This is a genomic window from Pseudomonas sp. PvP025, assembly GCF_017832155.1.
Lineage (GTDB): Bacteria > Pseudomonadota > Gammaproteobacteria > Pseudomonadales > Pseudomonadaceae > Aquipseudomonas.
Genome location: NZ_JAFIBJ010000001.1, coordinates 3,938,048 through 3,957,722, shown reverse-complemented (window position 1 = coordinate 3,957,722; position 19,675 = coordinate 3,938,048). Strand labels below are relative to the sequence as shown.

16 protein-coding genes are annotated in these 19,675 nt (G+C 61.6%); 10 read left to right on the top strand and 6 right to left on the bottom strand.

Features of this window, described 5'->3' with window-relative positions:
- The first annotated feature begins 8 nt into the window (after positions 1 to 8).
- The 3 genes from zigA to JOE32_RS17160 are packed head-to-tail and all read left to right on the top strand — an operon-like array spanning position 9 to position 2,865.
- The gene (gene zigA / locus JOE32_RS17170; RefSeq protein ID WP_209986600.1) at positions 9 to 1,214 is read left to right on the top strand and encodes a zinc metallochaperone GTPase ZigA; all 1,206 of its coding nucleotides are present in this window, start codon (positions 9 to 11) and stop codon (positions 1,212 to 1,214) included.
- Entirely contained in the window at positions 1,214 to 1,858 is a 645-nt protein-coding gene (locus JOE32_RS17165) for a DUF1826 domain-containing protein (protein ID WP_209986597.1), read from the top strand. The genes zigA and JOE32_RS17165 overlap by 1 nt, the downstream gene beginning before the upstream one ends.
- 44 nt (positions 1,859 to 1,902) lie before the next feature.
- Positions 1,903 to 2,865 carry a CobW-like GTP-binding protein gene (locus JOE32_RS17160; RefSeq protein WP_209990586.1) on the top strand — a complete coding sequence of 321 codons (963 nt, stop codon included), beginning with the start codon at positions 1,903 to 1,905 and terminating at the stop codon, positions 2,863 to 2,865.
- Here JOE32_RS17160 and JOE32_RS17155 read toward each other — a convergent pair.
- Entirely contained in the window at positions 2,859 to 3,254 is a 396-nt protein-coding gene (locus tag JOE32_RS17155) for a DUF3301 domain-containing protein (protein WP_209986594.1), read from the bottom strand. The genes JOE32_RS17160 and JOE32_RS17155 overlap by 7 nt on opposite strands.
- 117 nt (positions 3,255 to 3,371) lie before the next feature.
- Here JOE32_RS17155 and pdxY point away from each other — a divergent pair, with 117 nt between their 5' ends.
- Positions 3,372 to 4,244 carry a pyridoxal kinase PdxY gene (gene pdxY / locus JOE32_RS17150; protein WP_209986591.1) on the top strand — a complete coding sequence of 291 codons (873 nt, stop codon included), beginning with the start codon at positions 3,372 to 3,374 and terminating at the stop codon, positions 4,242 to 4,244.
- A gap of 60 nt (positions 4,245 to 4,304) precedes the next feature.
- Here the strand turns inward: pdxY and JOE32_RS17145 are convergent, their stop codons facing one another.
- Positions 4,305 to 4,781: an acyl-CoA thioesterase gene (locus JOE32_RS17145; RefSeq protein ID WP_116627067.1), complete on the bottom strand. Its 477-nt coding sequence runs from the start codon at positions 4,779 to 4,781 to the stop codon at positions 4,305 to 4,307.
- 292 nt (positions 4,782 to 5,073) lie between these two features.
- Between JOE32_RS17145 and JOE32_RS17140 the strand changes: the two genes are divergently transcribed.
- Entirely contained in the window at positions 5,074 to 6,837 is a 1,764-nt protein-coding gene (locus tag JOE32_RS17140; protein WP_209986588.1) for a cation:proton antiporter, read from the top strand.
- A gap of 144 nt (positions 6,838 to 6,981) precedes the next feature.
- Here JOE32_RS17140 and JOE32_RS17135 read toward each other — a convergent pair whose 3' ends face one another.
- The 3 genes from JOE32_RS17135 to uvrD all read right to left on the bottom strand — a co-directional run bounded on the left by JOE32_RS17135 (position 6,982) and on the right by uvrD (position 10,771).
- Complete coding sequence (locus JOE32_RS17135) at positions 6,982 to 7,389, bottom strand: SMI1/KNR4 family protein (RefSeq protein ID WP_209986585.1); 408 nt, start codon at positions 7,387 to 7,389, stop codon at positions 6,982 to 6,984.
- A gap of 136 nt (positions 7,390 to 7,525) precedes the next feature.
- Positions 7,526 to 8,398 carry a Tim44 domain-containing protein gene (locus JOE32_RS17130; protein WP_209986582.1) on the bottom strand — a complete coding sequence of 291 codons (873 nt, stop codon included), beginning with the start codon at positions 8,396 to 8,398 and terminating at the stop codon, positions 7,526 to 7,528.
- Positions 8,399 to 8,587: 189 nt separating this feature from the next.
- Positions 8,588 to 10,771, bottom strand: a complete 2,184-nt coding sequence (gene uvrD / locus JOE32_RS17125) for a DNA helicase II (RefSeq protein WP_209986578.1) — start codon at positions 10,769 to 10,771, stop codon at positions 8,588 to 8,590.
- A 275-nt stretch (positions 10,772 to 11,046) separates the two neighbouring features.
- Here uvrD and JOE32_RS17120 point away from each other — a divergent pair, with 275 nt between their 5' ends.
- The 3 genes from JOE32_RS17120 to JOE32_RS17110 all read left to right on the top strand — a co-directional run bounded on the left by JOE32_RS17120 (position 11,047) and on the right by JOE32_RS17110 (position 15,300).
- Positions 11,047 to 13,920 carry a GGDEF and EAL domain-containing protein gene (locus tag JOE32_RS17120; RefSeq protein WP_209986575.1) on the top strand — a complete coding sequence of 958 codons (2,874 nt, stop codon included), beginning with the start codon at positions 11,047 to 11,049 and terminating at the stop codon, positions 13,918 to 13,920.
- 162 nt (positions 13,921 to 14,082) lie between these two features.
- Positions 14,083 to 14,949 carry a transcriptional regulator HexR gene (hexR, locus tag JOE32_RS17115; protein ID WP_003177007.1) on the top strand — a complete coding sequence of 289 codons (867 nt, stop codon included), beginning with the start codon at positions 14,083 to 14,085 and terminating at the stop codon, positions 14,947 to 14,949.
- A 153-nt stretch (positions 14,950 to 15,102) separates the two neighbouring features.
- Positions 15,103 to 15,300, top strand: a complete 198-nt coding sequence (locus JOE32_RS17110; protein ID WP_209986572.1) for a hypothetical protein — start codon at positions 15,103 to 15,105, stop codon at positions 15,298 to 15,300.
- Here the strand turns inward: JOE32_RS17110 and JOE32_RS17105 are convergent.
- Entirely contained in the window at positions 15,230 to 16,204 is a 975-nt protein-coding gene (locus tag JOE32_RS17105) for a LysR family transcriptional regulator (RefSeq protein WP_209986569.1), read from the bottom strand. The two genes, JOE32_RS17110 and JOE32_RS17105, sit on opposite strands and share 71 nt — an antisense overlap.
- Before the next feature lie 194 nt (positions 16,205 to 16,398).
- Between JOE32_RS17105 and JOE32_RS17100 the strand changes: the two genes are divergently transcribed.
- Together JOE32_RS17100 and oadA are read left to right on the top strand one after the other, a co-directional pair.
- Entirely contained in the window at positions 16,399 to 17,814 is a 1,416-nt protein-coding gene (locus JOE32_RS17100; RefSeq protein WP_209986566.1) for an acetyl-CoA carboxylase biotin carboxylase subunit, read from the top strand.
- 11 nt (positions 17,815 to 17,825) lie between these two features.
- Positions 17,826 to 19,634, top strand: coding sequence for a sodium-extruding oxaloacetate decarboxylase subunit alpha (oadA, locus tag JOE32_RS17095; protein ID WP_209986563.1), 1,809 nt, complete (start codon positions 17,826 to 17,828; stop codon positions 19,632 to 19,634).
- The last annotated feature ends 41 nt before the right edge of the window (positions 19,635 to 19,675 follow it).

Here is a 19,675-nt window from a genome sequence, read left to right as displayed (position 1 = left end):
AAAACCTGATGCCCAATCGTCTCCCCGTGACTGTGTTGTCCGGCTTTCTCGGCGCCGGTAAAAGCACGCTGCTCAACCATGTCCTGCGCAACCGCGAAAACCTGCGGGTGGCGGTGATCGTCAACGACATGAGTGAAATCAACATCGACGGCAGCGAAGTGCAGCGCGACGTCACTCTCAACCGTTCCGAAGAAAAGCTGGTGGAGATGAGCAATGGCTGCATCTGCTGCACCTTGCGTGAAGACCTGCTCGAAGAAGTCACCAAGCTCGCCAAAGAGGGCCGGTTCGATTACCTGCTGATCGAGTCCACCGGCATTTCCGAACCGCTGCCGGTGGCCGAAACCTTCACTTTTCGCGATGAAAACGACCAAAGCCTGGCGGATATCGCGCGGCTGGACACCATGGTCACCGTGGTTGATGGCATGAACTTCCTGCTCGATTACCAGGCGGCTGAAAGCCTGGCCTCACGCGGCGAAACCCTGGGCGAAGACGACGAGCGCTCCATCACCGACCTGTTGATCGAACAGATCGAATTCGCCGACGTCATCCTGATCAGCAAGATTGACCTGATCAGCAGCCACGAACGCGAAGAGCTGATGGCCATCCTCGAACGTCTGAACGCCCAGGCCGAAATCATCCCGATGGTCATGGGCGACGTGCCGCTGAACAAGATCCTCAACACCGGCCGCTTTGACTTCGAACGCGCAGCCCAGGCCCCAGGCTGGCTGCAGGAGTTGCGCGGCGAGCATGTGCCGGAAACCGAAGAGTACGGCATCGCGTCCACCGCTTACCGCGCGCGTCGCCCGTTTCACCCGCAGCGCTTTTTCGACTTTATCGACCGTCCCTGGGTCAACGGCAAGCTGCTGCGCTCCAAGGGTTTTTTCTGGTTGGCCAGCAAGCATCAGGATGCGGGCAGTTGGTCCCAGGCCGGTGGCTTGATGCGTCACGGTTTTGCCGGACGCTGGTGGCGCTTCGTGCCGAAAAGCCAGTGGCCCGAGGACAAGGAAAGCGTCGCAGCGATCATGGGCAACTGGCAGCTGAGCACCGGCGACTGCCGTCAGGAGCTGGTGTTCATTGGGCAGAACATCGATTTCGCACTGATGCGTGCCGAGCTGGATGCCTGTTTGCTCACCGACGAAGAAATGGCCCTGGGCGTCGAAGGATGGCGCGTGTTGGCCGATCCATTTGGCCCCTGGTATGAAGAGGCCGCCTGATGCTTGCGCCGATCATCCAACTGCGTCCCGTAGTGCGCCAGACGCGCGGAGAAACCCCGCTGGCGCTGTCCGACATCCTCGAAGACGGCGTGAACCTGGCGCTGTGGCAGCGTCAGCTGCCGCTGCATATTGCTGAATTCGGCCAGTTGCTGGTGGCGCTCGATGAGCCGCTGGCCGACGCCATGGTCATCGAACTCAATGATGAAGACGCGATGCCGAATTTGCAGGGTTTGGCGTCCAGTTGCAGCGATCTTGAAGGCTATGAGGGCTTCATCGCCGATGTGTCATGGCTGGTCAGCGCGTTTGCCTGCCTGCTCGGGGCCAAACGTATCGGCGTGCGCCTGCGGCTGCTGGACAAAGCCATGTGCCCGCGCTTTCACGTGGACCATGTGCCGGTGCGGCTGATCACCACCTACGCCGGTATCGGCAGCCAATGGGTGCGCGAGGGCGTGATGGACCGGCGCGCACTCGGCCAGCCGGAGGCCGAACCCAGCGAGCGCATCGAACAGGTCCAGTGCGGCGAAGTGGCCCTGCTCAAAGGCACCCAATGGCATGGCAACGAAGCGCACGGTCTGATTCATCGCTCGCCCGCCCTCAAAGCCGGCGAGCGCCGATTGATCCTGACGCTGGATTGGCTGGCATAACCGCGTAGGATCAAGCGCTCTACACGGCCTGAACGATGCCCACGATGCTGCAGAACATTCCTACCCACGTGATCGCCGGCCCCCTGGGCGCCGGCAAGACCAGCCTGATCAAGCAGCTGCTCGCCCAGCGTCCGGCCAATGAGCGTTGGGCGGTGCTGATCAACGAGTTCGGGCAGATCGGCCTGGACGCTGCCTTGCTCACCCAGGACGACGACGGTATCGCCTTGGGCGAAGTGGCGGGCGGCTGCCTGTGTTGCGTCAATGGTGCGCCGTTTCAGGTAGGCCTTGGCCGCCTGTTGCGCAAGGCCAGGCCGGACCGGTTGTTTATCGAGCCCTCGGGCCTTGGCCACCCGGCGCAGTTGCTCAAACAACTGCGCGAGACGCCGTGGCAGGACGTGCTGGCGGTTCAGCCTTGTGTGCTGGTGCTGGATGCCCAGGCGCTGGCGTCGGGCAAACCCCTGCCGCCTGCGCAGCAGGAGGCATTGGCCAGCGCGGGTCTGTTGGTGTTGAACAAGGATGAGGGGCTGGAAACCGAACAGCGCCAGGCCATCGAACGGCAGTTACCCGATTGTGAAGTGTATTGGACGCGCCAGGCGCAACTGCCGATTGAGTATCTGCCCGGTTTGAACACGCAGGCCGAAGCGGCTGTGCATAACGTCGAAGTGCCCAAGGGGTTGGCGCAACTGCCGGCGATCTGGAGCGATCCCGCACTGCCCATCTGCTTGAGCCAGGGTCAGGAGGGCGGCTGGAGCATCGGTTGGCGCTGGCATCCGAGCCAGCGTTTTGACGTTGAGCGCCTGCAGCACTGGCTGTCAGGTTTGGATTGGCGCCGCGCCAAGCTGGTTATCCACAGCACCCAAGGCTGGGTCTCGGCCAACGCTGTGGATAACAGCGTGCTCGTCTGGCAGACCAGCGAATGGCGGCGGGACTCGCGTATCGAATTGATCTTCAGCGAACCACAGGCAGTCGCCGCGTTGCAGACTGCACTTGCCACCTGCCGTTATTGACGGTTCTTGGCCGGATGATCCTGGCGCCATTGGCTCAGCTCGATCACCTCGGCACTGGGCAATGGCTCTTTGGCTTCGAACGGGTAGGGCGCCAGCTCGATTTGCGCGCTGTGAGCGCCGAACTGCGTGATGACACCGGCGTGGCGGGTTTCGCCGGTCACGGTAAATTCAAAATTGTAGATCCGCGCCAGACGCCGTCGACCGTTGGCGTCCTTCACAAAACCGATGCGCTTGAGCGCCACCGCGCCATCGAGCAGTTCAATGTCGAGCCGGGCGCAATGTTGCTTGACCCGCGCCAGCGCACGCTCGCGCAAGCCGTGGTTGTGCCAGACCCAGGCGGCGCCGGTCGCCAGCAGCATCAACACGAAGATGTTTCCCAGGGTCAGCATGCGATGAACTCCAACAAAGTGAGAGCAGCTTAACTGTGTCGCCGGTCTGTCGTACAGGCTGCGTTTAGTCGCATACTGCGCGGCCGGAATTTCAACGGCTTTATGGACATTTCCTGCATGAAACGTACACCCCATCTGCTTGCGATCCAGTCTCATGTGGTCTTTGGCCACGCCGGAAACAGCGCCGCCGTATTCCCCATGCAGCGGGTCGGGGTGAATGTCTGGCCGCTCAACACGGTGCAGTTCTCCAACCACACCCAGTATGGTCAGTGGGCCGGCGAGGTGCTGGCGCCGCAGCAGATTCCGGCGCTGGTGGAAGGCATTGCGGCGATTGGCGAACTGGGCAACTGCGACGCCATTCTTTCTGGCTACCTGGGCAGCGCCGCTCAGGGCCGCGCGATTCTCACCGGCGTGGCGCGTATCAAGGCGATCAACCCCAAAGCCCTGTACCTGTGCGACCCGGTGATGGGCCATGCGGAGAAAGGCTGCGTCGTGCCTCAGGAGGTCAGTGATTTCTTGCTGGATGAAGCTGCCGCCATGGCCGATTTTCTCTGCCCCAACCAGCTCGAGCTGGACAGCTTTGCCGGACGCAAGCCGCAGTCATTGTTCGATTGCCTGGCGATGGCCAAGGCCTTGCTGGCGCGCGGGCCAAAGGCGGTGTTGGTCAAGCACCTCGATTACCCGGGCAAGTTGCCGGACGGCTTCGAGATGCTGCTGGTGACCGCCGACGGCAGCTGGCACTTGCGTCGGCCGCTGCTGGCATTCCCGCGCCAACCGGTGGGCGTGGGCGACCTGACCTCGGGGCTGTTCCTGGCGCGGGTGCTGCTGGGCGACAGCTTGCTGGCGGCGTTCGAATTCACCGCTGCGGCGGTGCATGAAGTGCTGCTGGAAACCCAGGCCTGCGCCAGTTACGAGTTGGAGCTGGTGCGGGCCCAGGATCGAATCGCCCACCCGCGCGTGCGGTTTGAGGCCACGCCGATCGGTCTATAAGCACGCAGAAAAATGTGGGAGGGGGCAAGTCCCCTTCCATATTTTGATTCGGTGAGCCTGTCAGCCTTTGATTTCCTGATAGCGCTTTTCCAACTCCTGGCGAATCTGCCGGCGCTGCTGGGCCTGCACGAAGCGGCGCTTGTCTTCGCTGTTCTGCGGTTGAAGCGGCGGTACCGGGGCGGGTTTGCGCTGGTCGTCCACTGCCACCATGGTGAAGAAGCAACTGTTGGTGTGGCGCACCGAGCGTTCGCGGATGTTCTCGGTCACCACCTTGATGCCCACTTCCATCGAGGTATTGCCGGTGTAGTTGACTGACGCGAGGAAGGTCACCAGTTCGCCGACATGAATCGGTTCGCGAAAAATCACCTGGTCGACCGACAAGGTGACTACATAACGGCCGGCATAACGGCTGGCACAAGCGTAGGCCACTTCGTCGAGGTACTTGAGCAATGTGCCGCCGTGGACATTGCCTGAGAAGTTGGCCATGTCTGGGGTCATCAATACCGTCATCGACAGTTGGGCGTTTCCGGGTTCCATAGCACACTCACGGTTGTAGGCATTGGTTGGGGAGGCACCTCTGCGGGTGCTGGAATCATTTGCAGCGCTATCGGTAACGGGACGCCGACGGGCGGCTTGCCGTCACGCCCCGCAGCGATTGTTTCCATATATTGCACCGGCTTTTCACTGGAAGTCGCGGTGTTAACCTTCAAACGCCCATCTCAGGGCATTTCTTACGTTCAAGGTAGACTTTTCCTTCCGCTCTTGGCGACTGCTCAGCGGCGCGAGCGGAAGTGGGAAAAGCGCCAGTACCCTCAAGGAGCCCCTCGCCATGCACGCCATCAGCTTTATTCAGGACCTGGCCGTGATCATGCTGGTGGCAGGGGTGGTCACCATCCTGTTTCACCGACTCAAGCAGCCGGTGGTACTCGGTTACATCGTCGCCGGCTTCATCATCGGCCCGCACACCCCGCCGTTCGGTCTGATTCATGACGAAGACACCATCAAGACCCTCGCCGAGCTGGGGGTGATCTTCCTGATGTTCTGCCTGGGCCTGGAATTCAGCCTGCGCAAGTTGTTCAAGGTGGGCGCCACGGCGTTTATCGCGGCGTTCCTCGAAATCATCCTGATGATCTGGATCGGCTACGAGATCGGTCAGTGGTTCGACTGGAACACCATGGACTCGCTGTTCCTCGGGGCAATCCTGGCCATTTCCTCGACCACCATCATCGTCAAGGCGCTCAATGACCTGAAGATGAAGAACCAGCGCTTTGCCCAGCTGATTTTCGGCGTGTTGATCGTCGAGGACATCCTGGGTATCGGCATCATCGCCTTGCTGTCGAGCATCGCCGTCAGTGGCACGGTCAGCTCCGGCGAGGTGTTTTCCACGGTCGGCAAGCTCTCGCTGTTCATGATTGTGGCGCTGGTGATCGGCATTCTGCTGGTGCCGCGCTTGCTGGCCTATGTGGCGAGGTTCGAAAGTAACGAAATGCTGCTGATCACCGTGTTGGGCCTGTGTTTCGGCTTCTGCCTGCTGGTGGTCAAGCTGGAATACAGCATGGTGCTGGGGGCGTTCCTGATTGGCGCGATCATGGCCGAGTCCCGCCAGTTGATTAAGATCGAGCGCCTGATCGAGCCGGTTCGCGACATGTTCAGCGCTATCTTCTTCGTAGCGATCGGCTTGATGATCGACCCGCAGATCCTGCTCCAATACGCCTGGCCGATCGCGGTGATCACCGTGGCGGTGGTGCTGGGGAAGATGTTGTCCTGCGGCCTCGGGGCGTTTATTGCCGGCAATGACGGCCGCACCTCACTGCGCGTGGGCATGGGGCTGTCACAGATTGGTGAGTTTTCCTTCATCATCGCCGCGCTGGGGATGACGTTGCAGGTAACCAGCGACTTTCTTTACCCGGTGGCGGTGGCCGTCTCGGTGATCACCACCTTGCTCACGCCCTACCTGATTCGCAGTGCCGACCCGCTGTCACTGAAGATTGCCGCCGTAATGCCCACGCGCTTGAGCCGGGTGTTTGGCCTGTACGGCGAGTGGTTGCGCAGTATCCAGCCGCAAGGCGAGGGCGCGATGCTGGCGTCGATGATCCGCAAGATCATCCTGCAGGTGGGGGTGAACCTGGCGCTGGTGATTGCGATTTTTTTCACCGGCAGTTTTTTTGCGGCGCGCATCGGGGGTTATCTGGAAGGCTGGATCAGCGATCCAAGCTGGCAGAAGGCTTTGATCTGGGGTGGGGCGTTGCTGCTGTCGCTGCCGTTTCTGATTGCGGCGTACCGCAAGCTCAAGGCACTGTCGATGTTGCTGGCCGAGATGAGCGTGAAGCCGGAGATGGCCGGGCGGCATACCCAGCGTGTGCGACGGGTGATCGCGGAGCTGATTCCGATTCTGTCGCTGTTGGTGATTTTCGTGCTGCTGGCAGCTTTGTCAGCCAGCATTTTGCCGACCAATAAGTTGCTGGTGTTGATTGCCGTGGTGACGGCGGCGGTGGCAGCGGTGCTCTGGCGCTGGTTCATCCGCGTGCATACGCGGATGCAGGTGGCGTTGCTGGAGACGCTGGATAACCATAAGGATACGTCGGAGCACTGAGGATGCGCTGAGTATCCAATGTGGGAGGGGGCTTGCTCCCGATGTCAGTGTGTCAGTCACTGAGGGTGTTGACTGATCCACCGCTATCGGGAGCAGGCCCCCTCCCACATTTGAATCGGCTTGGCTGTGCCCATGCAGTCGCGATCAGCTTTCCAGCCAGACGTCCCGCGCCCAGTGCCACACCGATTCCCAGGTTTCTTCCTGGACCAGTTCTTCTTCAGCGGACCACAGCACCACAGTGCCGTCTTCCTCGACGCAGTAATAGTCGTCGCCGTCCTGACAGATCGGGATCAGGCTGCGGTCCACGCCGGCATCCCAGGCGTTGGCCGCCACTTCCGGCAGGTAGGTGTGCGATTGGGGGTCGGTGACGGTCACCGGCTCCAGGCTGCCGTACACCACGTCGCTGACGGTGAGCAGGAATTCGCGGAAGACGAACGGGATGTCGATGAACAGTTGTTCCTCGATTTCCACCAGTTGGTCTTCGTCAGGCAGTTCCAGAGGAACCGGTACGGGCTCGTTGGCTTCACGCAATTGTTCGATGATTTCTTCCACGGCCGGGATCCTCTTGCTAGATGGCGCGGTTAATAGGGGCGTTTTATACAGTAGCTCGCTATAAGTGCAACCGTGAAATAGAAAACCCCGGACAAGTCCGGGGTTTTTTATTACCGCATGCTCAAGCGTGCGGGTATCAGCTGTTCTGGCGGATACCGGCGACCAGCCATGGCTGGTTCTCGCCCTGTGGACGTTCCATGTTCCAGCTTTCGCTGAACGCTTCGCCCTGGTCGAAGCGCGAGGTCTTCGACACACCGCTGAAGGTCAGGGTGGCGATGGTCTTGTCGGCGCGATCATCCACACCGTCCAGCTGGACGCGCAGGTCGTCGATGTAGGTCGACTGGAACGCATCGCCAATCTCGGCACGTTCGCGCTTGAGGAACTCCAGCAGTTGCGGGGTCACGAACTCGGCGATCTTGTCCATTTCGTTGGCGTCCCAGTGCTGCTGCAGGGACTGGAAGTGGCTGCGGGCCGCTTCGACGAAACGCTCCTCGTTGAACCAGGCCGGTGCATTGATCACCGGACGAGCGGGAGCCTGTGCTGCCGAACCACCGAAGATCGAACCCATTGCCGCAGGCTTCTGCTCGAAGACTTCACGCTGCATCGGCGCGCCGGCCGGGGCCATATGCTCCTGCTGCTTGCGGCGACGGGCGGCGATGAAGCGGAAGATCACAAAGGCGATGACCGCCAGGATCAGGATGTCGAAAATCTGCATGCCCTGGAAGCCGCCGCCCATGAACATGGAGGCCAGCAGGCCACCGGCTGCGATGCCGGCCAGAGGGCCGAGCCAGCGCGACGCACCGCCGGCTTTGGCAGCAGCGCCAGCAGCACCGGCTGCACCTGCGGTAGCTGCAGCACCGCCGGCACCCGCGGAAGGAGCCATTTGGCTGGTTTGGTGAGTCGGTGCCGAGCCCATGCTTTTGCCGCCACCGAAGCGTTTGGCGTTGGCGTCGATGCTCATCGTCAAACCGATGCACAACGCCATGGCGATGCTAAGAAAACGTTTCATAAAGGGAATTCCCATTTGTGGATTGCACGCGCGCCATGTTGCACAGGTGTTGTGGCAGTGGCTAGCGGCAGAGTGTTTCGGGCTTTTGCGTAGGACCTATTCCGAAGGGTCTGTAGGACTAATTACAGATATTGGCCCGCGCTCGATAAAAACAAGGGCGGACCAACAGCCTTCATGTAGGCAAATGTGTCAGACCGCCTCGAGCTTGGCATAACCCATCATCAGCCACTTGCTGCCTTCGGCGAAGTTCACCTGCACCCGAGCCTGGGCGCCGGCGCCTTCGAAGTTGAGGATCACCCCTTCGCCGAAAATCGAATGCCGCACCTGCTGGCCCAGACTGAACTGGGTTTCGGGAATCTCGGACCCTGCAAACAGGGTGCTGCTGTTCTGTTGCTGGCCACCGCCGAACGGGCGGCTGACGCTGTTGGACAGGCGCACTTCCTGAATCAGCCCCTTCGGCACTTCACGTACGAAGCGCGACACCTTGTTGTAGGTCTCGCTGCCATACAGGCGCCGGGTCTCGGCGTAGGTCATCACCAGGTTCTGCATCGCCCGGGTGATGCCCACATAGGCCAGACGGCGCTCCTCCTCAAGGCGGCCCGGCTCTTCCAGGCTCATCTTGTGCGGGAACAGACCCTCTTCCATGCCCACCAGGAACACATACGGAAACTCCAGACCCTTGGCGCTGTGCAAGGTCATCAGCTGGACGCTGTCTTCATGCTCGTCGGCCTGCGTGTCGCCGGCCTCCAATGAGGCATGGCCGAGGAACGCGGCGAGCGGTGTAAGGTCTTCTTCGGTCTCGGCATTTTCGAACGCCCGCGCGGCGCTGACCAGTTCCTCAAGGTTTTCTACCCGGGCCTGGCCTTTCTCGCCTTTTTCCGCTTCGTGATAGGCGATCAGCCCGGACTGTTCGATCACGGTCTGGGTCATCAGGTGCAGGGGCATTTCCATGCACTTGGCGGCGAGGGTCTCGATCAGCTCGACAAACCCGCCCAATGCCCCGGCCGCACGGCCGGTCAGGCCTTTATTGGCGATCAGCAAGCGCATGGCTTCCCACATCGATACATCGGCGTGGCGCGCATGGTCGCGGATCGCTTCAACGGTTTTTTCACCGATGCCACGCGTCGGGATATTGATCACCCGCTCCAGCGCCGCATCGTTGCCACGGCCTTCCAGCAGACGCAGGTAGGCCATGGCGTTCTTGATTTCCGCGCGCTCGAAGAAGCGCTGGCCGCCATAGATGCGGTACGGGATGCGTTCGCGCAGCAAGGCTTCTTCCAGCACCCGCGACTGGGCGTTGGAGCGATAGAGAATGGCGATGTCGCTGCGCGCCAGGCCGGTTTTCAGCGCGCTTTCGATGGTTTCCACCACGTAGCGCGCTTCATCGTGCTCGTTGAACGCGGCGTACAGGTTGATCGCTTCGCCTTCGCCGCCGTCTGTCCACAGCTCTTTGCCCAGGCGCCCGGTGTTGTTGGCGATCAAGGCATTGGCGGCTTTGAGGATACCGGCGGTGGAGCGGTAGTTCTGCTCCAGGCGGATGGTGGCCGCGTCCGGGAAGTCATCGGAATACTGGTAGATGTTCTCGATTTTCGCGCCGCGCCAGCCATAGATCGACTGATCGTCGTCGCCCACTACCATCAGGCTGTCACCGCCCTTGGCCAGCAGGCGCAACCAGGCGTACTGCACGGCGTTGGTGTCCTGGAACTCATCCACCAGAATGTGGCGAAAGCGTTTCTGGTAATGCGCCAGCAGGCCCGGGTTGTCGCGCCACAGGTCGAGGGCGCGCAACAGCAATTCGGAGAAGTCGATCACGCCGGCACGCAGGCAGGCGGCCTCGTAGGCTTCATAAACGCTGCGCATGGTGGCCAGGAACAGATCGCCGCTGGCTTGAATATGCTGCGGGCGCAGGCCTTCGTCTTTCTGGCCGTTGATAAACCACTGCGCCTGGCGCGCGGGCCAGCGCTGTTCGTCCAGGCCCAGTTCCCGCATTACTCGCTTGACCAGGCGTTGCTGGTCGTCGCTGTCGAGAATCTGGAAGGTCTGGCTCAGGCCCGCTTCCTGCCAGTGCGCGCGCAACAGGCGGTGCGCCAAACCGTGGAAGGTGCCCACCCACATGCCGGCCGGGCTGATGCCCATCAACTGCTCGATGCGGTGGCGCATCTCGGCAGCCGCCTTGTTGGTGAAAGTCACCGACAGGATGGAGTGCGGCGACGCGTTCTCGACCTGGATCAACCAGGCGATACGGTGCACCAGCACTCGGGTTTTACCGGAGCCAGCACCGGCCAGGACCAACTGACGGCCAACGGGGGCGGCTACGGCCTGGCGTTGGGCATCGTTGAGGGAGTTCAGCAGAAGGGAGAGATCATCGCGCATCGACGCATTCTAGGGTGCCGGGGGGAGTCGGGCAAATCCCAATGCCGCTCGGTCGACGGAAAACCTGCGGCGCGCTGTGCTCCGGTAAACATTCTTTCGCATGGGATGACCGGTAAGTCATGGCCACAGCCCGCGCTGCGTCTCGCTGAAGGCCTCTGGACCCAGCTTTGCGTGCCTTTGACAGGTGATTTTTATCGCACAGGGCGGTTTGGCCCGGGCACTTGCTTGTGTATGCTCCGCGAACGTTCGGGCTCACCATTATAAGAACATCGCCTATGACCCTCAGCACTGACCTGTCTGGCCTCACGGCCGCGCCCGCGCAGGTTATCCGCAAGCACTACGCCACCGAGATGGCGGTCGAGCGCACACGCCTGCTTTATCAGGGCTCGCTGCTGCCGACCTTATTGATGTTGGTGAACGGTCTGGTCTGTGCCTGGCTGCTGTGGAACCCCCGGCAATACCTGCTCGACAGCCTGTGGATGGTCTGGTTGCTCGCGCTGGTGGCGATGCGCGTGATTCAGGTGGCGGCGTTTGATTCGGCGATGCCCAGTCGGCAGGCGCAACCGGTATGGCGGCGCATGTTCATGCTCGGCTCGGCGGTCAGCGGCCTGACCCTGGCCATCGCCGCCATCGCCCTGGTGCCCAAAGACAGCTTCATGCAGCAGGCCTGGGTGTTCGGCCTGCTCGGGGCGGCCACCTTGTCGGCCAGTGTGGCCTACGCCGTGAGTCTGTCGGCATTCCTGTCGTTTGCCTTGCCGTGTCTGGTACCGGCCATCGCCTATCTGTTCTGGGACGGCGCAGCGCAGCAACGTGGCTGGGCCGTGCTCGGGCTGATTCTGCTGGCATCGCTCAGCCTGGTCGCCTGGCAGGTCAACCGCCTGATCCAGCGCGGGCTGGTGCGGCGCTTCCAGAACCAGGCCTTGATCGAACACCTGCAACAGGCCCAGCAGCGCAGCGAGCAGCTCAATCAGGACCTGGTGCGCGAAGTCGAGCAGCGGCGCAAGGTCGAACAGGACCTGCGCGAGGCGCAAATCGGCCTGCAGGACCGTGTGGCGCAACGCAGCCAGGAACTGGATGCCGCCAGCCTCGCCCTGAATAAGAGCGAAGAGCGCCTGGCCATGGCCCTGCAAGCCAGCGAACTGGGCCTGTGGGACTGGAACCTGCAGACCGACGAAGTCCACCACTCCCACCTCAAGGAATTGTTCGGCCTGGAACCCGAGTACATCACGGCCATGCTCAGCCATCTCAAGCCGCGCCTGCACCCCGAGGATGTGCCGCTGCTCAAGCGTGCGCTGGTGGATCACCTCAAGGGCCGCAGCGAGGACTATCAGGTGCAATACCGCGTGCGCCACGGCGATGGCCACTGGGTGTGGATCGAAGACCGTGGCCGCGCGGTGGAACATTCACCCAGCGGGCGCGTGATCCGCATGCTCGGCACGCGCCGTGATATCAGCGCCGACAAGGTCTTGGAGGAGCAGCAGCGGCTGGCCTCGACGGTGTTCGAGGCGGCCAGCGAAGGCATCGTGATTCTTGACCCGAATTACGCGCTGATCGCTGTCAACCAGGCCTTCAGCCGGGTCACCGGCTTCGATATCGACGACATGCTCGGCCGCAACGTCGTGGAGCTGCCCTGCAGCCGCGACGCTCGACGCCACTTCCCGCTGATCCATCAGGCGCTGCTCAGCCATGGCACCTGGCAAGGTGAACTGGTGGAAACGCGCAAGAACGGCGAGTTGTACCCGCAATGGCTGCAACTGAACGTGGTGCGCGATATTCGCGGCAAGGTCAGCCATATCGTGGGCTTCTTCGCCGATCTTTCCGCCAGGCGTGAATCGGAGGAGCGCATGCGCTACCTCACTCACTACGACGAATTGACCGGGCTGGCCAACCGCTCGCTGTTTCGCGAGCGCCTGCGCGAGGCTCATCAGCGGGTGCGTCAGGGCGGCCGCAGCCTGGCGTTGCTGCATATCAACCTGGACCGCTTCAAATTGCTCAACGATAGCCTGGGCCATGAAGTGGCCGACCAGTTGTTGCAAAAGATGGCGCGGCGCCTGATCAATGCCTTGCCCGAGGCCGATACCATCGCGCGCCTGTCCGGTGACGAATTCGCCGTGCTGTTTGACGCCTACGGCAACCTGTCCAGCCTGGCCCGGGTGGCCACGCGATTGTTGGCCAAGCTGCGCGTGCCGGTGACGGTTGAGGGGCATGAATTGGTGGTCAGCGCCTCAATGGGGGTCAGCCTGTTGCCGGATAACGCGCGGGAAATTTCCGAGCTGGTCAGCCAATCGAACATGGCCATGCAACACGCCAAGCACCTGGGCGGCAATAATTTCCAGTTCTACACCGACAGCCTGCAAGCCAGCACCCTGGAGCGTCTGCAGCTGGAAAACCACCTGCGCAAGGCCATCGAAGAGCGTCAGCTCACGGTGTTCTACCAACCCAAGCTGTGCCTGGCCAGCGGCACGCTCAATGCGGCCGAAGCGCTGGTGCGCTGGGAGCATCCGCAGTGGGGCATGGTGCCGCCGGGGGATTTTATCGGCCTGGCCGAAGAGACCGGCCTGATTGTGCCGCTGGGCGAGTTCGTGCTGCGCCAGGCCTGCTGGCAAGCCTGTGAGTGGCAGCGCCAGGGGCTGGCGCCGATCCGGGTGTCGGTGAACCTGTCGGTGCATCAGTTGCGCCAGGGCAAGCTGGTCAGCCTGGTGCGCCAGGTACTCGAAGAAACCGGCCTGGACCCGCAATACCTGGAGCTGGAGCTGACGGAAAGCCAGTTGCTCGACAGCGTCGAGCACATCATCGCCACCTTCCAGCAACTGCGCGACCTGGGGGTGAAGCTGGCCATCGACGATTTTGGCACCGGCTATTCGTCCCTGAGCTACCTCAAACGCATCCCCGTGGACTACGTGAAGATCGACCAGACCTTTATTCGTGGGCTGGGGCAGGGGCGCGAAGACGCGGCCATCACCCGCGCAATCATCGCCATGGCCCACGGCCTGGCGCTCAAGGTGGTGGCCGAAGGCGTGGAAGATCAGCAGCAACTGGATTTCCTGCGCGCGCAACAGTGCGACGAGGTGCAGGGCTACCTGATCAGCCGGCCGATCCCGGCTGAACAGTTCGCGCAATTGTTACGCGAGAATGCAGATTTTCCTTAACGACGTCGGGTCCGCCCCTGGTGCTACATGATGTGTGGCCTCAGATTCACAGGGGAAGGGGGCGATTTAGTGAAGGATCAAACGGGCAAAACGACAATTCCTGTAGTATAACTACAAGCTTGCTACATCCCTGGCGCCTGCCAATAACAAGAGTCCTGCCCTGTGAATCTGCTGCAACATATCGCCCAGTCGCGCCACCTGTTACGCAAATCGGAACTCAAGGTTGCCGATCACGTGCTGCTTGACCCCGCGGCCGTGATGCACAGTTCCATGGCCGACCTGGCCCACAGCGTGGGCATCAGCGAGCCGACCATCGTGCGCTTCTGCCGCGCCATCGGTTGCTCGGGGTTCCAGGACCTGAAACTCAAGCTGGCCCAGAGCCTGGCCGCCGGTGCGAGTTTTGGTCAGTTTGCGATCCACGAAGACGATTCGGTCGCCGACTACAGCCTTAAGATTTTTGACACCACTCTGCATACCCTGATGGAAGTGCGCGAGAAGCTCGACCCGGTGGAGCTGCAAAAGGCCGTGACCGCCATGTCCCAGGCCCAGCGCGTGGAGTTCTACGGTTTTGGCGCCTCGGGTGCGGTGGCGGCCGACGCCCAGCACAAGTTCTTCCGCTTGCTGCTCACCGCAGCTGCCTACAGCGACCCGCACATGCAGGCGATGTCGGCGGTGACCTTGAAGCCTACCGACGTTGCCATCTGCATTTCCCAGTCCGGCCGCTCCAAAGACCTGCTGATCACCGCCAACCTGGTGCGCGAAAGCGGCGCCTCGCTGATCACCCTGTGCCCGAGCCAGACGCCATTGGCGGAACTGTCCACGGTCAACCTGGCGATCGATGTGCACGAAGACACCGAAATCTACACGCCGCTGACCTCGCGTATCGCCCACCTGGTGGTGATCGACGTACTGGCCATGGGCGTTGCCATGGCGCGCGGACCGAGCCTGGTCAACCACCTCAAGAGCGTAAAGCGCAGCTTGCGCAGCCTGCGGTTATCGCCCAAGTCGGTCAAAGCCCTGGACGACTGACCTCAGTTCAAACCCATTCCAAATGTGGGAGGGGGCAAGCCCCCTCCCACATTTTGATCTCCAGTGTTTTTAGAATCTTCACCGAGCTGTCACAGTCGTGTCATCCCCCAAGCCCATCCTGAACTCCCCCGTACTCGCTTTGGGAGACTTGAAATGGCCCGTCCCTACGAAGACAGCAGCAGCTCCGTCAAAACCCGTCGTCAGCAGGAAGACCAGCGCCGCATGGCGTTCCGTCGCGCGATCGAAGACCGTTGTGACCAGCGTCAACTGTTGCAGAGCATCAGTGACTACCCGGAACTGCATTGGCAGGCACCCGCGGCCGCCCAGCGAAACGCTCAGCCAGCGCGCTGATCTGCAACCGCTCGCTGCGGATAAAGCCCAGGAAGGCATGGGCTACCGGTGACAGGCGCTTGGCCTTGGCCTGCACCAGGCACCAACTGCGGTACAGCGGCAGTTCCTCCACCGGCAGCTCCCTGAGCCCGCCGGTGGCCAGTTCCATGTTGACCGCATGGCGCGTCAGCAGCGCCACGCCGAGCCCGGCGCACACGCATTCGCGTTGCGCCTCGGCCGAAGCCACTTCCACCGTCTGGGTGAAGTGCACGCGTTTTTCCTTGAAGTATTCCTCACAGGCCATCCGGGTGCCGGAGCCCGGTTCGCGCAGTAGCAGCGTATAAGGTTCCAGGTCCTGCAGGCGCAGCGGGCCCTTGAGGCTCAACGGATGATCCGGTGGCGCCACCGCCACAATCGGGTTGTTGAGGAAGGGCAGGAATTCCAGGCCCATGTCCTGAGGCACCATGGACATGATCACCAGGTCGTCGCGGTTGTCCGACAGCCTGCGAATGACCTGCGCGCGGTTGACCACCGTGAGGTGCAGTTGCACTTCCGGATGCTGGCGCTTGAAGGCGGCAAACAGGTGCGGCACGAAATACTTGGCGCTGGACTCCACCGCCAGTTTCAGTTGGCCCTGCAGCGACCCCTGCATGTCCGACAGCTGCATGTCGAGGTTTTCCAGGCGCCCGAAAATATCGCGGCTGGCCCGCTGCAGCGCTTCGGCGGCCTCGGTCATGTAGAGCTTTTTGCCGACATAATCGAACAGCGGCTGACCGATCAGCTCCTCAATCTGGCGAATTTGCAGGCTGACGGCCGGTTGTGTGAGGGACATTTCCTCGGCTGCGCGGCTGTAGGACCGCAGATCACACACCTCATTGAAGATTTGCAGCTGACGCAATGTCAGTCGCATCAATGACTTACGCATTTTTAAAGCACCCCGGCCAACCCTGATGCAGTGACTATAAGTCTTTGCTTATACACAGCCCAATAATTATTGATTTTTGTTAATCCCTCCAGCGGCTTAGTGTGTGTCTCGCGACTGTCATGAAACATTTGGTCACGCGCCGACCCCGCTTCATCGGGTCGATGACGCAGCAATCGGCTCAAGGGAATTTCCAAGTGATAAAAAAGATCCTGATCGCCAACCGTGGGGAAATTGCCGTCCGCATCGTGCGTGCCTGTGCCGAGATGGGTATTCGCTCGGTCGCGGTGTTTTCCGATGCCGACCGTCATGCGCTGCACGTCAAACGTGCCGACGAAGCCCACAGCATTGGTGCCGATCCTCTGGCCGGTTATCTCAATCCGCGCAAGCTGGTGAACCTGGCCGTGGAGACCGGTTGCGACGCGCTGCACCCCGGCTACGGCTTCCTGTCGGAAAATGCCGAACTGGCCGACATCTGCGCCGAACGTGGCATCAAGTTCATTGGCCCTTCGGCTGAAGTTATCCGCCGCATGGGTGACAAGACCGAAGCGCGCCGCAGCATGATCAAGGCCGGCGTGCCGGTTACCCCGGGCACCGAAGGCAATGTCGCCGATATCCATGAAGCCCTTATCGAAGGCGACCGCATTGGTTACCCGGTGATGCTCAAGGCCACGTCCGGCGGCGGCGGGCGCGGCATTCGTCGGTGCAACAGCCGTGAAGAACTCGAACAAGCCTTCCCCCGCGTGATCTCCGAGGCCACCAAGGCTTTCGGTTCGGCGCACGTGTTTCTGGAAAAATGCATCGTCAATCCCAAGCACATTGAGGCGCAGATCCTCGGTGACAGCTTTGGCAACGTGGTGCACCTGTTCGAGCGCGATTGCTCGATCCAGCGCCGCAACCAAAAGCTCATCGAAATTGCCCCCAGCCCTCAACTCACCCCTGAACAGCGCGCCTACATCGGCGACCTGTCGGTACGCGCCGCCAAAGCCGTGGGCTACGAGAACGCCGGCACCGTGGAGTTTTTGCTCGCCGAGGGCGAAGTGTATTTCATGGAGATGAACACCCGGGTGCAGGTGGAACACACCATCACCGAAGAAATTACCGGCATCGATATCGTCCGCGAGCAGATCCGCATCGCCTCGGGCCTGCCGCTGTCGGTGAAGCAGGAAGATATCCAGCACCGTGGTTTCGCGTTGCAGTTTCGCATCAACGCCGAAGACCCGAAGAACAACTTCCTGCCCAGCTTCGGCAAGATCACTCGTTATTACGCACCCGGCGGCCCTGGCGTGCGCACCGACACGGCGATCTACACCGGCTACACCATCCCGCCGTTCTACGACTCCATGTGTCTGAAACTGGTGGTGTGGGCGCTCACCTGGGAAGAAGCCATGGACCGCGGCCTGCGTGCCCTGGACGACATGCGCCTGCAGGGCGTGAAGACCACCGCCGCCTATTACCAGGAAATCCTGCGTAATCCGGAATTCCGCAGCGGCCAGTTCAATACAAGCTTTGTGGAAAGCCACCCTGAGCTGACCAACTACTCGATCAAGCGCAAACCCGAAGAGCTGGCCCTGGCCATCGCCGCCGCCATCGCCGCCCACGCAGGCCTGTGAGGAATACAACAATGTCCAAGAAAATCTTTGTAACCGACACCATCCTGCGCGACGCCCACCAATCGTTGCTGGCCACGCGCATGCGCACCGAAGACATGCTGCCGATCTGCGACAAGCTCGATAAAGTCGGCTACTGGTCCCTGGAAGTCTGGGGCGGCGCGACCTTCGACGCCTGCGTGCGCTTTTTGAAGGAAGACCCGTGGGAGCGCCTGCGCCAACTGCGCGACGCGTTGCCCAATACGCGCCTGCAGATGCTGTTGCGCGGGCAAAACCTCTTGGGCTATCGCCATTACAGCGACGACGTGGTGAGGGCGTTTGTCGCCAAGGCTGCCGTCAACGGCATCGATGTATTCCGCATCTTCGACGCAATGAATGACGTGCGTAACCTGCGCGTGGCCATCGAAGCAGTCAAAGCCGCCGGCAAACACGCCCAGGGCACCATCGCCTACACCACCAGCCCGGTGCACACCGTCGAAGCGTTCGTGGCCCAGGCCCGGCAACTGGAATCCATGGGTTGCGACTCGATTGCGATCAAGGACATGGCCGGCCTGCTGACCCCCTACGCCACCGGCGAACTGGTCAAGGCGCTGAAAGCCGAGCAGAACCTGCCGATTTTCATCCACTCCCACGACACCGCCGGCCTGGCTGCGATGTGCCAGCTCAAGGCCATCGAAAACGGTGCCGACCACATCGACACTGCGATCTCCAGCTTCGCCTGGGGCACCAGCCATCCGGGCACCGAGTCGATGGTCGCCGCGCTTAAAGGCAGCGAATTCGACACCGGCCTGAGCCTGGAGCTGCTGCAGGAAATCGGCCTGTATTTCTATGCGGTGCGCAAGAAGTACCACCAGTTCGAAAGCGAATTCACCGCCGTCGATACCCGCGTGCAGGTCAACCAGGTGCCGGGCGGGATGATTTCCAACCTGGCCAACCAGTTGAAAGAGCAGGGCGCCCTCAACCGCATGAGCGAAGTGCTGGCCGAAATCCCGCGTGTGCGTGAAGACCTCGGCTTCCCGCCGCTGGTCACGCCGACCTCGCAGATCGTCGGCACCCAGGCGTTCTTCAACGTGCTGGCTGGCGAGCGCTACAAGACCATCACCAACGAAGTGAAACTCTACCTGCAAGGCGGCTACGGCAAGGCGCCCGGCACCGTGAACGAGAAGCTGCGCCGCCAGGCCATCGGCAGCGAAGACGTGATCGATGTACGCCCGGCCGATTTGCTCAAACCGGAAATGACCAAGCTGCGCGGCGAAATCGGGGCGTTGGCCAAGTCCGAAGAAGACGTGCTGACCTACGCCATGTTCCCGGATATCGGTCGCAAGTTCCTCGAAGAGCGCGACGCCGGCACCCTGGCGCCGGAAGTGCTGCTGCCGATCCCTGAAGCCGGCGGCGTGGCCCGCGCAGGCGGTGAGGGCGTGCCGACCGAGTTCGTGATCGACGTGCACGGCGAAAGCTACCGCGTGGACATCACCGGTGTGGGCGTGAAGGCCGAGGGCAAGCGGCACTTCTACCTGTCCATCGACGGCATGCCCGAAGAAGTGGTGTTCGAACCGCTCAACGACTTTGTCAGCAGCGGCGGCAGCAAGCGCAAGCACGCCACCGAGCCAGGGCACGTCAGCACGGCAATGCCGGGCAATATCGTCGATGTGCTGGTCAAGGAAGGCGACGTGGTCAAGGCCGGCCAGGCGGTGCTGATTACCGAAGCGATGAAGATGGAAACCGAAGTGCAGGCATCGATTGCCGGCAAGGTGAACGCTGTTCATGTGGCCAAGGGCGACCGGGTCAATCCGGGCGAAATTCTGATTGAAATCGAAGGCTGACACACAGCCTTCGACCGCTACCGTTTAATCCTCGGGGGAGC

What these genes read in the sequence shown, in the direction of transcription:
- JOE32_RS17145 (WP_116627067.1), bottom strand. Translation starts at nt 4,781, where the DNA reads ATGGAACCCGGAAACGCCCAACTGTCGATGACGGTATTGATGACCCCA.
- JOE32_RS17165 (WP_209986597.1), top strand. Translation starts at nt 1,214, where the DNA reads ATGCTTGCGCCGATCATCCAACTGCGTCCCGTAGTGCGCCAGACGCGC.
- JOE32_RS17130 (WP_209986582.1), bottom strand. Translation starts at nt 8,398, where the DNA reads ATGAAACGTTTTCTTAGCATCGCCATGGCGTTGTGCATCGGTTTGACG.
- zigA (WP_209986600.1), top strand. Translation starts at nt 9, where the DNA reads ATGCCCAATCGTCTCCCCGTGACTGTGTTGTCCGGCTTTCTCGGCGCC.
- pdxY (WP_209986591.1), top strand. Translation starts at nt 3,372, where the DNA reads ATGAAACGTACACCCCATCTGCTTGCGATCCAGTCTCATGTGGTCTTT.
- JOE32_RS17160 (WP_209990586.1), top strand. Translation starts at nt 1,903, where the DNA reads ATGCTGCAGAACATTCCTACCCACGTGATCGCCGGCCCCCTGGGCGCC.
- uvrD (WP_209986578.1), bottom strand. Translation starts at nt 10,771, where the DNA reads ATGCGCGATGATCTCTCCCTTCTGCTGAACTCCCTCAACGATGCCCAA.
- JOE32_RS17105 (WP_209986569.1), bottom strand. Translation starts at nt 16,204, where the DNA reads ATGCGTAAGTCATTGATGCGACTGACATTGCGTCAGCTGCAAATCTTC.
- JOE32_RS17140 (WP_209986588.1), top strand. Translation starts at nt 5,074, where the DNA reads ATGCACGCCATCAGCTTTATTCAGGACCTGGCCGTGATCATGCTGGTG.
- JOE32_RS17155 (WP_209986594.1), bottom strand. Translation starts at nt 3,254, where the DNA reads ATGCTGACCCTGGGAAACATCTTCGTGTTGATGCTGCTGGCGACCGGC.
- JOE32_RS17110 (WP_209986572.1), top strand. Translation starts at nt 15,103, where the DNA reads ATGGCCCGTCCCTACGAAGACAGCAGCAGCTCCGTCAAAACCCGTCGT.
- oadA (WP_209986563.1), top strand. Translation starts at nt 17,826, where the DNA reads ATGTCCAAGAAAATCTTTGTAACCGACACCATCCTGCGCGACGCCCAC.
- JOE32_RS17120 (WP_209986575.1), top strand. Translation starts at nt 11,047, where the DNA reads ATGACCCTCAGCACTGACCTGTCTGGCCTCACGGCCGCGCCCGCGCAG.